Origin of the sequence: Enterobacter sp. 148H3, from assembly GCF_034107425.1 — a bacterium.
Lineage (GTDB): Bacteria > Pseudomonadota > Gammaproteobacteria > Enterobacterales > Enterobacteriaceae > Enterobacter > Enterobacter vonholyi.
Genome location: NZ_JAWNEI010000029.1, coordinates 1 through 13885, shown reverse-complemented (window position 1 = coordinate 13885; position 13885 = coordinate 1). Strand labels below are relative to the sequence as shown.

General features: G+C 48.5%; 16 protein-coding genes and 1 pseudogene. 6 read left to right on the top strand and 11 right to left on the bottom strand.

The features are described 5' to 3' along the window. The 11 genes and pseudogenes from USH94_RS22105 to USH94_RS22055 all read right to left on the bottom strand — a co-directional run. A pseudogene (locus USH94_RS22105) lies at positions 1-123 on the bottom strand (transposase); the annotation flags it as partial. Between the two features lie 225 nt (positions 124-348). Continuing rightward, complete coding sequence (locus tag USH94_RS22100; RefSeq protein ID WP_320731338.1) at positions 349-495, bottom strand: hypothetical protein; 147 nt, start codon at positions 493-495, stop codon at positions 349-351. A 63-nt stretch (positions 496-558) separates the two neighbouring features. Further along, the gene (locus USH94_RS22095; protein ID WP_111966009.1) at positions 559-915 is read right to left on the bottom strand and encodes a YcgJ family protein; all 357 of its coding nucleotides are present in this window, start codon (positions 913-915) and stop codon (positions 559-561) included. Positions 916-1808: 893 nt separating this feature from the next. Next, the gene (gene repA / locus USH94_RS22090; RefSeq protein ID WP_414146663.1) at positions 1809-2669 is read right to left on the bottom strand and encodes an incFII family plasmid replication initiator RepA; all 861 of its coding nucleotides are present in this window, start codon (positions 2667-2669) and stop codon (positions 1809-1811) included. Further along, on the bottom strand, positions 2662-2736 hold the full coding sequence (gene tap, locus USH94_RS22085; RefSeq protein ID WP_111966011.1) for a RepA leader peptide Tap: 75 nt from the start codon (positions 2734-2736) through the stop codon (positions 2662-2664). Before tap ends, repA begins: the two co-directional genes overlap by 8 nt. Before the next feature lie 231 nt (positions 2737-2967). Continuing rightward, positions 2968-3210, bottom strand: a complete 243-nt coding sequence (locus USH94_RS22080; protein ID WP_111966006.1) for a replication regulatory protein RepA — start codon at positions 3208-3210, stop codon at positions 2968-2970. Positions 3211-3680: 470 nt separating this feature from the next. Further along, entirely contained in the window at positions 3681-4367 is a 687-nt protein-coding gene (locus USH94_RS22075; protein WP_258525069.1) for a RepA protein, read from the bottom strand. Between the two features lie 270 nt (positions 4368-4637). Then, positions 4638-6356 (bottom strand): hybrid sensor histidine kinase/response regulator, encoded by a 1719-nt coding sequence (locus tag USH94_RS22070; RefSeq protein ID WP_111966005.1) that lies wholly within the window; start codon positions 6354-6356, stop codon positions 4638-4640. Next, on the bottom strand, positions 6353-6841 hold the full coding sequence (locus tag USH94_RS22065; protein ID WP_111966004.1) for a molybdopterin-dependent oxidoreductase: 489 nt from the start codon (positions 6839-6841) through the stop codon (positions 6353-6355). The genes USH94_RS22070 and USH94_RS22065 overlap by 4 nt, the downstream gene beginning before the upstream one ends. Continuing rightward, positions 6834-7817, bottom strand: coding sequence for a hypothetical protein (locus USH94_RS22060; RefSeq protein ID WP_111966003.1), 984 nt, complete (start codon positions 7815-7817; stop codon positions 6834-6836). The genes USH94_RS22065 and USH94_RS22060 overlap by 8 nt, the downstream gene beginning before the upstream one ends. A gap of 3 nt (positions 7818-7820) precedes the next feature. Then, positions 7821-8735, bottom strand: coding sequence for a helix-turn-helix domain-containing protein (locus USH94_RS22055; RefSeq protein WP_111966002.1), 915 nt, complete (start codon positions 8733-8735; stop codon positions 7821-7823). Positions 8736-9048: 313 nt separating this feature from the next. Here USH94_RS22055 and USH94_RS22050 point away from each other — a divergent pair, with 313 nt between their 5' ends. From USH94_RS22050 to USH94_RS22025, 6 genes are all read left to right on the top strand, one after another. Then, positions 9049-9357: a hypothetical protein gene (locus USH94_RS22050; RefSeq protein WP_000062770.1), complete on the top strand. Its 309-nt coding sequence runs from the start codon at positions 9049-9051 to the stop codon at positions 9355-9357. Then, positions 9350-9565: a hypothetical protein gene (locus tag USH94_RS22045; protein ID WP_001112907.1), complete on the top strand. Its 216-nt coding sequence runs from the start codon at positions 9350-9352 to the stop codon at positions 9563-9565. The genes USH94_RS22050 and USH94_RS22045 overlap by 8 nt, the downstream gene beginning before the upstream one ends. Before the next feature lie 2 nt (positions 9566-9567). Then, complete coding sequence (locus USH94_RS22040; protein WP_000958205.1) at positions 9568-10230, top strand: lytic transglycosylase domain-containing protein; 663 nt, start codon at positions 9568-9570, stop codon at positions 10228-10230. Between the two features lie 10 nt (positions 10231-10240). Next, the gene (locus tag USH94_RS22035; protein WP_111966001.1) at positions 10241-10540 is read left to right on the top strand and encodes a TrbC/VirB2 family protein; all 300 of its coding nucleotides are present in this window, start codon (positions 10241-10243) and stop codon (positions 10538-10540) included. A 9-nt stretch (positions 10541-10549) separates the two neighbouring features. Further along, a complete protein-coding gene (locus USH94_RS22030; RefSeq protein ID WP_111966000.1) occupies positions 10550-13300 on the top strand; it encodes a VirB3 family type IV secretion system protein in 2751 nt (916 codons plus the stop codon). 18 nt (positions 13301-13318) lie between these two features. Then, positions 13319-13885: type IV secretion system protein (locus USH94_RS22025; RefSeq protein WP_320731337.1), on the top strand; the 567-nt coding region annotated here is incomplete at its 3' end.

The window sequence follows — 13885 nt, the reverse complement described above, 5'->3', positions numbered from 1 at the left end:
CTGGAAGCGCCGATGAGCAGAACTTGATGAGCATATCCCCGTGGCATTCAGGGCGTTCCACTGGCAACCGGTCCTGAGGACGAAGAATATGGCATGCATGGCAGCGCGGTTGTCTACGCATTTTCCTCTTCTCTTGTTTCAGTGAACTAACGGCTCTTTCAGGTACAGATCAGGTTTTTCCGCGATGCGACAACGCTTCGGCCTGTTGCAGTACCGTTTGCAGATCGAGCCGGTAGCCGTACTTACGAAGGAATGGCAATTCCGTTCACCGCCAATGTTAGTTTTTCCGGGCTGTGATAACATCTCCGGGTCATTTTTCAGAACCAGCGCTGATGAAGAAAAAAAACATCACTCCCGCTCCTCCCAAGCGGCATGCCTGATAACGGGCTGCGCAAAAATGGGGGAGCCACTGTCGTTCAGCCAGTAGAACCTCCGCTCTGCCCATAGATATTCAGCAAATAGTATCCGGTCGAGCCATAATTCCCAGTGACGCATATTTTTCCGCAGGAGCTCCTCAGTCACGGGTTTAGCCAGCTCACGACATCTCAGGATGGGAACTCATCGAGGGCCAAACAGTAACGTGGTGTATTTGTCAGAAACAGTCCCGCTGCGTTTACCATCGACACCATAGTAACGATCCCCGCGACATAATTTCTCTTTTGTATCGCAAAAAATGCCATTCGAAAAAGTAAACTCAGTCCTGTCAAAGTCTCCCTGCGAAAAGCGCCTGGCAGCCACTTTTTTCCCTAGGTATTTTTCTGTCAGTACGCGCGAAATACCTTCTGAGCCACTCGCGCATACATGGCGATCGCACAGTACACCAGGTTCCGGGGAGCGCAGGTTGTTATTCTGAGCAGCCTGTACGGGTAAGGACACGATAATGGACAGACTGAGAGCGACAGATAAACTTTTCACTGAACATCTCCTTAAAAGTTAGTCGAAAAGATACTGAGTATACACAGTATGAGTATGCCGCTTTGCGGCATGAAGGCGCCAGCGAATACTGAATATTGCACATTAGCTGAATGGCGCCGTAGCCCGGCGTAGCCGGTTACGTTGTTGACAAGCTCCACCTATCAATCCATTCCCCCTGAAAGACGTAAACCCACTAAAAGCGATATAGAAGCTTGTGTGCGCCGTCGGAGTGGTCACGACAAGGCGGAGCCGCAGTCGGGGCGTATCTCCGCGTTAGCGGGCCGGAAGGGCCGCTTACGGGCGTGTACGCAATACTTCATCGATATCACCCACAGCAGCGGAGAAGTCTAGTTACAACATCCATCACTAAAAGCGATGTTATCCCCGGTCTTTGGCCGGGGGCGGCGGCGCTTTTCAGGGTTGGGTCCCGGCTCAGGTGGTGCCGCTGTGCACGGTCTGCTGTTTTTATTGTTTTGTATGTTGTAACTATAAACTTGCGTCAGCGCCCGCCGCTACGCGGCGGGACCAACCTCTATTCAGCCTGTCTACAGGCAGGCGATGAACAGGTTATTTATTTAAAAGAAGTAATTTTATTTATTTAAAAGAAGTACAGAGCTGGTTTTTAAAGGAAACCATGCACTTTGAAAATACATCGGCTGGCGCTCTGTAAACTGTACGGTTGTAACCTTACGGAAAAGTCCCTTGCAGTTAATTGTGGGTAAATGAATTCAGCGAACACAGCGGGCTTCTGTGGACAGATTTCTGGCTGTTTTGATAGCAAGGTGACGGGGATACTGATGCCGGGGACGGCTTTTGCGCTCAGAAAAAGAGCGACGGCGTGCTGCAGACGTGCGAAATCCTCCGGCGTCAGCCGGATTTTTCATGAAGGAGGATTATATGGGGACGGTGGCCAGTCGCGTGTAGTTGTTGCCGCGCGACATCAGCATGCGCTCCTTAACGCGCCGTTCAAGCTCGCGCTTCATCGCGTCCAGCCCGCCGGTAAAGCGACCGCTGGCGTACTCACGCGTCAGCTGCTGTTTCACCAGGGTGACAATGTCTTGACGGGTTCTGCCCGCGTCACGGCGTGCCCGGGCGCGCTTCAGCCCGTGCGACTTACGCTCGGTCTGGTAGCTGCGGAAACGTTCGCGCACAAAACGCCAGGCCTTCGCTATCAGCTCGTCCATCCCCAGCGGCTGGAGGTGCTGTTTTTTACGCTGCTGGTTTTCCCATTCGACGCGGCTGCGGCGCGCGGCCACCACGGCCACATTAGAGACGTCGAGCGCGGAGAACAGCGCCGGCGTGAATGTGATATCGGTCGGGATATTGCACCCAATCTGCGGGTCGTATTCGGTCTGATAGGTAATCAGCCCCAGCTCCGCCATAAACTTCAGCGCCCGCGTGGCGCGGGTGATGGAGAGGTTCCCACTCTTTGACTCAGTCGCCAGCCCGCACTCGATGGCCAGATTGGTGATGGAGCGCTGGACGCGGTTGGCCAGCGGGTCATAGTGGAAGCACAGCCCCTGCAGCAGCGCATCGATGGCCCGGCGGCGCAGAACCGGAGGCATGCGGTGACGCTTACCCAGCGAGCGCACGAACGCCACGTGGACGGAAAAATCAAAACGGGACGTGAAGCCTTCGGCTTTCGCCATCAGCTTACGGCAGAACGGCAGCGTCTTTTTCCCCTCGCGCGGCGTGAACTCCGGGTGCGGGTTTCTGACCTGCCGGTAATGTGAGAACAGGGAATGTTCAGCCACACCTTCCTGCACTTATGTTGCACGGAAGGAGCACTGAGCACAGAAGGTATTGCAGTTTTCTGAGCATAAAACTATACTCCCTGCATAGAGCAACAGCTTCTATACAGTTTAAGTAGGCCCCGTTAATCTTCGACTCGTCGCCAAACTAGATGAAGATTATCGGGGTTTTTGCTTTTCTGGTCCCGGGTAAACACCTCAACAGAACCAGTTCCCTGCCACCTTGCGGCGTGGCCAGCCAATAAATTATCAAAACGATCAGCAATCTAGCACTCAAACATAGCACGATCAAGAAATGTGACTATTCACCACTAATTTCTCGTTCCAGTAACAGCTCAATCGCTTCTGCTTGTGTTAACCCATATTCCTGACATATAGCATCAAGCTTTTCTTTAAGCACATTACGAATAAAAACATTAACAGGCTTATGAGTTTCTCTCTTACGAGAGACCGAGTGCATTTTTCTTTCGCTGGGACTCAGCGGAGCACCCCTTCGGTAAGCTCGTTTCGATGAGGAAGTCACTGCATTTTCAGCCTGCGACATCTCTGCCTCCTCAAGGATCAAACAAGGATCGTTTCATAGAGGATACTACAGATTCCGCAAATCAGCGACTTACTTTATGAACGTAACCCGTGTTGGCGCACGGTTTACGTTTAACGATCGTTTGTAGGAATGTCAGTACGTCAGTTTCCAGTCCGTTCCCTGCGCCCACCGGGATGTCCAGTGGTTCAGGTATTTGCGTGCGTTTATGTTTTATTTGCCTGCTTTTAAGTATGTAAATACTTAAAAGCAGGCAAAAGAGTAATTGCACTCTTCCGTTTGCACTTCAGGATTACTTACCAACAGCCAGTACAGGCATTATTCACATACCCAGCTCAGAAACAGCAAAATGGGAGGACGGTTCAGGGGATTTACGGGAAGACAGAAACGATAAGTGATGGTTTTTTGTGCAGCGTTAAACTATCGACGTGACGCGTCCCCGCCAGGGGAGGCGGTTAGCTTCGTAGTGTTTTTCAGCAGGGGAGGGCGTAGTAATCTTTTTTACGCTGCCGCGCAGCTTCACGCCGGGCTTTCATTAGTGCAAGTCCTGCGGCCGCCATTCGCTGCATGTTTTGCAGACGTAATGCCATGAGACGGGAATCCCATGCATGAATAACTTCGTTTGGGTCTTCATTTAACAGGCGTGCACGCTCCCGATAAACCAACTTAAGTGGCATCCCCAGCGCAGCAAAAAAGCTCTCTGTAACTTCAATTTGCTTACAGGCACATTTCGCATCATAAGGGTTAAATTTTGCTTTATCGGTGATGATCAAATCTAACCAGTAGAGACGGTCACATCCACGGCTAGCACGCGATATAAACTTGCCGCTGGTCATTAATCCTGCCCGTTCTGCGAGGATTGCCAGATTGTGCCTAGTTTGCCAGGTACGAAAATCCAGATCATCGAGTATGGCCAGCATCAGCTCACAGAGAGATTCAAGACCGTACTTATTCGGATCATTTACCCAAAACCGGCAATTACGGATACGCCTGCGTAACTCGCGGTGAATTTTGAGACGTCCTGCAGGAGTGGTAAGTACACGAATCCAGCGTAATAAAAACCGCCGACGCTTGCGCGAAGCAACGTTATAGCAAGGGGTTTGATTTGGTACGCCAGCCGGTGATGGCCGCGATTTTTTTGAACGGTTTTGTTCAGTCACCGCTCCCCGCACTTAAGGCGAGTATCAGAGGTTGAAATGTACGCATGATGGGGTATAATCCTTCATAGGTTTTACACCTAGCCCTGACTATCATGTCCGCTCGCCAAAGTAGAGCATGATTGTCGGGGCTTTGTTTTTAGAGCGATACCAGAAACATATCAAACTCTTCCCTCACCGGTTAACCGGCTTAACTTTGCATTCTACTCAAATTTTTGAAATTCGCAACGATCAAGAACACCAAGCGTATAATCGCAAATATTACGACAATGCCTACTCACTTTTGACTCGTCCTTGATTTGACATAACCTCATGTATTTTAAGGTTTATATCTTTTAATCTGACAGGTTTAGTTAACAAAGGAGCCTGTCCGATAGAGTGTGCATCACTGTATGCGCTGATGAATATGAAAGGCGTGGATCGATTAGGATTCTGACTGCTACTAACAGTTGCATACAGCTCATCACCTGTCATGCCTGGCATTTGTAGATCACTCAGGACAACGTCATAAGGTTTACGCAGAAGCTTTTCCAGGGCTCGTTCAGGCGAGGTTGTAGCCTCGACAATGTATCCAGCATTAGTAAGCAGACTGGAAAGAGACGAACAGGCCATTTCATTATCATCAATAACAAGCAAGCTAAGAACGCCGAAGACATCTCCGGGAGCTGAAGCAGATACCTCAGCTGTTGCAAGGCTGCTATCTCCCAACTTGATAGGTATTCTCACTGTAACAGTTGTACCTACATTTACTTCACTAGATATATGAATAGTACCTTTTAATAGTCTGATTATCCCTGCAACAATAGCAAGTCCCATCCCAAATCCAGGTACAGTGGATTTCGAATCTACAACTCGTGTAAATGGTTTAAATATAAACTTTAGTTTGTCTTTAGGGATTCCCTTTCCGGTATCAGAAATGACAATGGTTAATACCTTACCTTTTTCTATAAAGTAATCTACATTAACTTCCCCGCGCTCAGTATACTTAATAGCGTTACTGGTTAAGTTTTCAATTACTTGATTAAGGCGTAGAGCATCTGTAAAAATCACAACATCATTATTGTTTTTTATTTTAACTGTGACATCTTTTTTTTCATAAATAGCAATGCAATCCTGCACAGCGTTAGTAACGATTGCTTGCAAGCTATTATAGGTGTTTTTTATCTCTACAGATCCGTTGTCAATTTTTGCAAATTCAGCCAAATCATTTAACTGGCGCTCCATTTTCGAAACAGCAGTTTCAAGTCGTTCTATATGACCAGATTTAATCCCTCCACTCACATTATTGGTTACTACATCAATGATAGACACTATTGCCTGTAAAGATGTCCTGAGTTCATGGCCTACCATACCTAAAAATGCATTTTTACTTGCAAAAGCAGCCCGTTCTGATAGTAACAACCGGTTAATTTTACTTATGTAAATAAATAGGACAAAAAGAAGCAAGGAAATCAACCCACCAGTAATAAACAGAAGAGTCCATAACTGCTGACGTTTGCTCCTGAAATCTTTAAGAGCGTCATTCCTTTGTGCTATTTCAGCCATATCAGCAAGATTTGTAACGGTTTTAGTTAGCGGTTTTATATCAGTTATGATTGTACTTATTTTCTTATAGTCAGGGTGATTATACGAAAGCAGCCTGTCTATTTCTTCAAGCTTTTTGTTTATCAAGTCAATTGTTTCTTCATAGCCTTGCTGTTTATAGAGAGGTGCAGTCGCCTCACTCTTTACATAAATAACATTCAAACGAGAATAAAGTATATCGAATTTAAGCCTAACATCGTCAATAGTATTATCGCTATTGATTAGCGTGTAAAGCTCATTCAACTGTATAATGAATTTTGCCACTGAGAAACCGTAGTTTTCTTGCGTGCCAGCGACGGTATATAAGGTTTTCTCCGATAAAAGACTATTGTACTTAACAACACTAGACACGGTGAATGCTATCAACAAAAGCAGAGCAACAAAAATGATAAGGAAATTTTTTTTCATTTGAGCACCGTAATTTTGTCTATCTGCCAAATGAACCGTGCAAGATAGTGTGGCGTATTAAGCTCAATGTAATGTTCATCTAAAGGATACACCAGAAAATAGGGTCCAAAATCCCTTATTTGAAGCCTTTTCCCATCCATTTCTGTAGCCAGTAAAATGTTATACTTTTCAACGTCTTTCATATCTACAATGATTTCATAATCATTTAGAGCATGGAATTTTAGCTTTGTTCCATTAGCGCCAGCGAGTTTTAAAACATAACCTAGGTCGACGCCCTTGAATTTTACTTTTTTACCGGTTGGCGTCCAGGGAGTTGTCGTTACAATGGTATCCCGTGGGAACGAATCAAACTGCTTTTCAGTAATCACATAACCTTTATCACTGTTAGCATTAGCAATTGAACCATCTATAACCATATCCCCAATATTGCTATATGCACTAATTGACAAAAGCATTAGGGATAAGAATGAAATTATTTTAACCATAAAGATACTCCCTGAAATTAGTTTCCACCATTTTAACCAGTTGGAAATCCTCACTACTCTGAATTTTTTCTAATCTTTTATTCCCAACATAAATCGACTTACAATTACTGTAATACTTTGTTCTTAATTCTGGCGGTATTGTATTAAACACGCATTCAGTAGGTACGCCAAATCCAGCTGCTATATGCAATGCAGAGGAGTCACAAGTATAAACATTGCTAGCATACTTAATTAGCGCTATGAAATCTTTTGTATGGGGTGAATACTTTGAGATGTTAATATAATTCTTATGATTCACATCGACGAAGCCTAGCACCCTTTTTCCTTCGCGCCTAGAAAGCATATCAACTATGTCATAATAGAACTTCGACGGTATACTTCTTATTTTTGTACTAGCATTAGGTGCAAAAAGTGTGTAGTTTTCAAAAACTGGCGCTCCAAGATCAATATTGTCTAACCATTTATTAGATAGCTCATTATGGTTAACATCATCAAGTTTCACGCCAAGACCTTGGATAAAATAATCATGCATTTCCATAATATGGAAATCTGGAGAATATAGTTGATTTCCCACATCAATATTCAATGCAGTACAAGGCAATTTCTGAATATGAAAAGGCATGTAATGAAGCTCATCTATGACCGAGGATGCTAATTCATACAGTTCCTCAACATATGACGGTGCTGTCTCCGGTCGAATAATCTTAATTTTAAGATTGGGATTCTTTTTTTTGATTGCTGACAGCACAGCAATCCCGACGATAGAATCACCTAATGTCACTCCCATGCCATTGATCACATTTAGGTGTTCTATTTCAGAGTAATCACTTGAGAATTTTTGTATATTCCAGTTTTTTATAAGACCATTGTTTAATGGTAAAATATTTTCATAGCTTTGCTTCTGATAATCGTAAGGTGCTACGATCAAACTATCGTTACTTATCAAGCTACCGGAATATTCAAGTAAATTTCTCATAATCTATCTGGCGAAATATTTTTCAATGTTAGATTTGATGATGCCTGATTTAATCGGCTTTTCGTATGGTCCCACAATGTCATAATCATGAATTGACTTTACAATTTCATCATCTTTTATACCAGATAGTTGACCTGTAAGAACGATTATCATTGCATTTTTATTTTTTGACGACCTTATAGCTTTAACCAACTTAAAGCTTGTTTCTTCACCGATGATCCAGTCCAAAACATATGCGTCATACGGATTTGTTGCGACAGCTTGAGTAAGTTTTTTCAAGTTATCATAAGTGTCTACTTGATAATAATCGTTCGAAAGGATTTCTTTTAAGCTTTCGGTGATATTAGCATCGTCATCAAGTAGTGCAATTCGATACTTAGTGCTGCTAATTACCTTTGGATTTATGACAATACTTTCTATGCTTCGCTTTGATTCATAAAGCAGTTCATCTTTTAAATCATTTGTCGGGAAAATGTTCCATTGGTCAGCTACTTTCAGTGCTGAGTATTCTGTGTTTACTTCCGAACCTTCTGGATAGAGGCATACCTTACAAGAGTGTTCACTGCGGCCATCGTTCCAGATCGCATCTTGAATTTCTTTATTATCCTCATAATAAATACGGAAAAACTCAATCATATCCATGCCAATGGATTGGACTACTTTTATGAGTTGCTGAACCTCCCACTTGGTCGCACCATTCAACTTCTTATAGCCCGCTGATGTAGTGATCTGTAGCACCTTACTTATGTAACTATTGTGCTTTACCTTGGAAATACCTTTTTTGGTCAATACCTTCGCCAGTACCTCTATCACTTTTGCATCATCGAGATCTTGCATTTTTATTACTCTGAATTTGGAGATTTTCTTGATTTTATCCTGCCAGTGTTTTTTTTCAATTTTTTCAAACATCTCCAACATTTTACACTGCTGGAAAAGTCCTAAAAATTGGAATCAATCTCAAATCGATACTGTAGGTTACAATTTTATTGAATGCCCAACTTATAAGCGCTATTGTATTAATCAAATCTTTAGCTCTTTAATAACCTAGCAGCGGCGTTCCCCGGTCAGGATAAGGAGGTGTTTTCTGTGACTGCGTAAAGAGATGACGTGCCGCGCCTGTAATGGGTAACACTCTCACTCCTCTGTATCGTTAAGCCTCCCGTTTAATCCTTCCCTGTCTCCCACTGTGCACCGCACGCGGGTGGCTTACTCATACCCAGGAGAAACAGCCATGAGCATGCAAACCGTCCGCCGTAAGGCGCTGCGTCAGAATCCTTATTCAACTCTCGGCAAGCCGCCGCTACGCTCCTCCCGTGACCGCATCACGCGTGCCATTAATGGCACCTGGTCGCTCAGGGAGCTGCCGGATAACGTCCGAGAATTGCTAATTGAACGTGCAGCCCTGCGGGCAGAAATCACTACCCTGACTGTGAAAGCGCAGGGACTCAAAAAATCCGATGTATCCGTACTTATTGCCGACAGGCTGCGACGTATCGATGCAATCACCTCACTGCTGGAAAATAGGAAATGTAATGCCTGACATCACGCCTGCTCCGGCCTCACTGCTTGAAGCCGTATTCACCCCCATGACCGAGTACACGCACAACGTGTATTCGGTGAAGGGTGATCGGCTGGCTATGACGCTTACAAAAATCGGTGTTGCCCAAGCTAACAGCCAGGGCGATATTCAGTTGTTTATCAACCCGGACTGTGCCACCGGTAAGGTACTGCTCTACAGAAAGGACTGACTATGTTAACCACTGCCGCGCTGTTTCAGCTCGCAATGCAGTGTGCTCCCGCCGTTCACCCCGATACCATCCACGACATCACCCGCACCGAATCCGGCTTAAATCCATATGCCATCGCTGAAATTGTCCCGGTAAAGGGCGGCAGGAGCCGCGTGATTTCTCATCTGCCTTCGTCGAAAGACGAGGCGCTAAAAATTGTGGAGGCCATAAAGCAGAAAAAACACCGTTATTCAGTAGGGCTGATGCAGATAACCAGCACCAACTTCCCGCAGTTCGGCGTAAGCGCCGAATCCATGTTTAACCCCTGTGACAACATGACTGTTGCCGCGAAAATCATCACCGACTGCTATCAACGAGGAGGAACATTACAGCGCGCCCTGAGCTGCTATTACTCAGGCAACTTTGAAACCGGTCAGCGCCCGGAAAGCGCGTTCGGCAACACAAGCTACGTACAGCGTATTGGCTACGTTGTGCCCTCAACGCGAGCAGAACAGCAGACAGCATCTCCCTCATCCGGGGAAGCGCCTGCCGTCCCGTCCGACAACACTGTTTACCCGGATAGCGTCATACGCGGCGTAATTCCGGCACCCGACACCACCCCGACCAGCATCGCTGCTTATCCGCCACATGTCGTGCGCGGCGGCCTCGCTGTGTCTTCTGATTAAGGAAGAGATCATGACTTTACGTACTATCAAAAACGCTGCAACCCGCCTTATTGCCGCATTTTCCGCCCTGTCTGCTTTTCCAGCAATGGCGGCCAGCGCTGACCAGGCATTTCAGAAAGGCAGTGACGCCATTAACTGGGTCTTCCTCGGCCTAACTGGTATGTCAGTCGTCACTATCAGCTGTGCGGTGGCCTTTATCGCCTACAAGATGCTTGTTGACGGCAAGGCCTGGCACGATCTCCAGCGCGTGTTCTGGGCGGGTGTCCTGCTCGCCGGGGCGTCCGGGTTCGGTGCCTACTTCGCCGCCTAAGGAGGCAGCATGACCATCCTCAACAAGGCGCTGACCCGACCGGCGGCGCTGTGGGGGGTCCCGCTTGTCCCCCTGCTGTTCACCCTGTGCATCCTTACCCTGGCGGCCGTCTGGTCACGTTTTTACTGGCTTCTCCTGCTTCTCATACCTGCCTTTATCGAGCTGAGACGGCTGGCAAAAGAGGACATTCATTTCTTTGACCTGAAGTTGCTGGCGTTTAAAACGCGCGGCAACCGCGCGGCGACCCGGCATTTCGGGACAAAGGCGCTTGTCGCAAACCAGTACGACGCCATTGACGTTACGGAGTTTATAAAACATATGCGGCTCAACGAGAGTATCCCGCTGTCCCGCTATCTCCCCTGGTCTTCCCACCTGCACGAGCAGGTGGTGAAGAACAAAAAAGGTGACTTTGTCAGCACCTGGGAGATCGGCGGTACCATTTTTGAATGCGAGGATGAACATTACCTCGCCACCCTGGACATGCAGCTCAACAACGTTATCCGCTCCTTTGAGGGGCTACCCGTTACCTTCTATACCCATCTGGTGAGCGACGAATTTACCGACACGCTTGAATGTGAATCCGGGATTCCGTTTTCAGATGAAATCGCGCGTCTGTTTTACGCCTCCCGCGAGGGCAAACCGTTCTACCAGCGTCGCCTCTTCTTCACCGTCTGCTTCAATCCGCACAGCGGCATTGAGCGGGCGACCATGAAACAGAAGTCCCTGGGCGAACGTAAAACCCTGCTCGACAATGCCCTGCAGGTGATGCAGGAGCACCGGCAAGCGATTGGCACGGCGCTGTCACGCTACGCGGCGCGGCCGCTTGGCACTTATGAGGAGAACGGGCACGTGTTCTCCTCCCAGCTGGCGTTTTACAACTTTCTGATCACCGGCAGGTGGCAGAAAGTCCGCGTCACCCGCACGCCGTTTTATGACGTGCTGGGCGGCACGGATATTTTCCCTTCCACCGACATTGGCCAGATCAGCCACACCGACGGCCAGAGCTACTTTCGCGGGCTGGAAATCAAGGATTACAGCACTGAAACCATCACCGGGCTGTATGACTCGCTTCTTTATGCCCGCTGCCGGTACGTGTTCACGCAGTCCTATACCTGCATGGGTAAGGATGAAGCGCGGGGCTGCATCCGCACCATCGAGAAACGCCTGAAGTCTGCCGAGGATGATGCGATCTCCCAGCAGGAAGACCTGAAGGTCGCCCGCGACATGCTTCAGTCCGGCATTATTTCATTCGGGAAATATCACCAGACGCTTATTGTCAGCGCCCCAACCAGCGAGCAGGTTATCCGGGACACCAACACCCTGGCGGATACCCTGAAGGATCTCGGTTTCATCATGACCCTGTCCCGCGAGTCGCTGTCGGCGGCGTATCTCGCGCAGCTGCCGGGTGTGTATCACCTGCGCCCGCGTCTGGTGCCGGTGAGCAGCCTCAACTACGCCGAAATGGTGTCGTTTCACAACTTTCACCCGCACAAGCGGGACGGGAATGCCTGGGGGGAGGCGATTGCCGTTGTTCCGACCCCGTCCGGGGGCTGTCAGTACGTGAATCTGCACAACAGCCAGGCCGATGTTGACGAGTTCAGCGAGAAGCCGCCGGGTAACACCATGCTGCTCGGCAGTACCGGGACGGGGAAATCGACCCTGCTGATGATGTTCCAGCATCTGATGCAGAAATACCGGCGTCCTGAGTCGTTTGCGCCGGGGGCGACGAAAAAGCGCTTCACCTCGGTGGTCTTTGATAAAGACCGTTCGGCGGAAATGTCGATACGCCTCCAGGGCGGCTCGTACTTCCGTTTCCGTTCAGGCGAGAAGACCGGCCTTAACCCCTTTGCGCTCGCTCCAACGAAACGTAACCGCAACTTCCTCAAGAAGCTGATGCGAATGATTTGCACAAGGGACGGCAAACCGCTCGACCCGCGCGATGAAGAACGCCTCAGCGAGGCTGTGGACACCATCATGCTGGACTACCCGCCTGAGCTTCGTCGCAACGGCATCACCCGCATGCTGGAAGTGCTGCATGAAGCCCCGACGAAGGACGCTCGGATGAACGGGCTGCGCATCCGTCTCCAGCAGTGGGCGCAGGGCGGGGAGTTTGGCTGGGTGTTTGATAATGACGTGGACACCTTTGATATCGACAATATTGATAATTTCGGCATCGACGGCACGGAGTTCCTGGACGACAAAGACGTGCGCAGACCGCTCACCTTCTACCTGCTCTACCGCGTGACCAGCCTCCTCGATGGCCGCCGCCTGGTCATTTTCATGGATGAATTCTGGAAATGGCTTCAGGACCCGGAGTTTTCAAAATTCGCCCTCGACATGCTGAAGGTCATTCGAAAGCTCAACGGCATTTTCTTCCCGGCCACGCAGTCGCCGGAGGAGATGTGCAAGCACGAGATCTCGGCGGCCATTATCGAGCAGTGTAGTACCCGCATCTTCATGGCGAACCAGCAGGCGAAGGAGTACGACTACGTGGACATGCTGCGCGTACCGAAAGCGGTTTACGACATCGTGACCACCCTCGACCCCTACGCCCGCCAGATGGTGATCATGAAATCCCCGCTGCGGCGTGGTGACGTGCGCCCGTATATCGCACAAATCACTCTCGACCTCTCCGGGCTGGGTCGCTACACGAAGCTGCTCAGCGCCAGTGCGGACAACCTGAAAATTTTTGACGAGATCTGGCAGGAGGGTATGAAGCCGGAAGACTGGAAAGACGAAATGCTGAGGCGTGCCGTTTAATCACAAGAGGATAACACCATGAAGCTGAAAACCACCCTGGCGGCGCTGAGCGTCGCCTTATGTCTCTTTCACGTCCCGGCTCAGGCCGGTATTCCCGTGTTCGATGAAGTCGCCAACGCTAACGATATGAAGCAGTGGGCTGAGAAGCTCCAGCAGTGGCAGCAGACCGTCGAACATTACCAGGCGCAGATGAACGCTTATAAGGAACAGCTGGCGGCGGCCACCGGTATTCGGGACGTGCAGGCATTCCTGAACCAGGCGAAAAGTCTGACAACTGACATTAAAAATCTGAAAAAAAGGGGGATTTCGTTAAACGACCTGTTGACCAGCTCCGGCGGGTCGTATGCTGGAGAACTGAACAGGCTGTATGACAAATACAAGCTGTTCGACAGCTGCCCGGAGAACGCCAGCGAGGCGTACCGGGACAGCTGCAAGCAGATGCTCCTGAATCAGGCGGTGTCCGTCGAGGACACATCGGATATTCAGGAAAAAATTGACGACACGCTGCGCGATATTACCGATCTCGCCGGTCGCATTGAGAATGCGAAGGACAGCAAGGAATCGCAGGATCTGGCGAACGTGGTG

Bases quoted from the DNA above. Each gene is read 5' to 3' on its own strand.
- USH94_RS22055 (WP_111966002.1), bottom strand. From the start codon at position 8,735: ATGTTGGAGATGTTTGAAAAAATTGAAAAAAAACACTGGCAGGATAAA.
- USH94_RS22080 (WP_111966006.1), bottom strand. From the start codon at position 3,210: ATGTCGCAGGCTGAAAATGCAGTGACTTCCTCATCGAAACGAGCTTAC.
- USH94_RS22030 (WP_111966000.1), top strand. From the start codon at position 10,550: ATGACCATCCTCAACAAGGCGCTGACCCGACCGGCGGCGCTGTGGGGG.
- USH94_RS22070 (WP_111966005.1), bottom strand. From the start codon at position 6,356: ATGAAAAAAAATTTCCTTATCATTTTTGTTGCTCTGCTTTTGTTGATA.
- USH94_RS22100 (WP_320731338.1), bottom strand. From the start codon at position 495: ATGCGTCACTGGGAATTATGGCTCGACCGGATACTATTTGCTGAATAT.
- USH94_RS22045 (WP_001112907.1), top strand. From the start codon at position 9,350: ATGCCTGACATCACGCCTGCTCCGGCCTCACTGCTTGAAGCCGTATTC.
- USH94_RS22065 (WP_111966004.1), bottom strand. From the start codon at position 6,841: ATGGTTAAAATAATTTCATTCTTATCCCTAATGCTTTTGTCAATTAGT.
- USH94_RS22035 (WP_111966001.1), top strand. From the start codon at position 10,241: ATGACTTTACGTACTATCAAAAACGCTGCAACCCGCCTTATTGCCGCA.
- USH94_RS22060 (WP_111966003.1), bottom strand. From the start codon at position 7,817: ATGAGAAATTTACTTGAATATTCCGGTAGCTTGATAAGTAACGATAGT.
- USH94_RS22050 (WP_000062770.1), top strand. From the start codon at position 9,049: ATGAGCATGCAAACCGTCCGCCGTAAGGCGCTGCGTCAGAATCCTTAT.
- USH94_RS22040 (WP_000958205.1), top strand. From the start codon at position 9,568: ATGTTAACCACTGCCGCGCTGTTTCAGCTCGCAATGCAGTGTGCTCCC.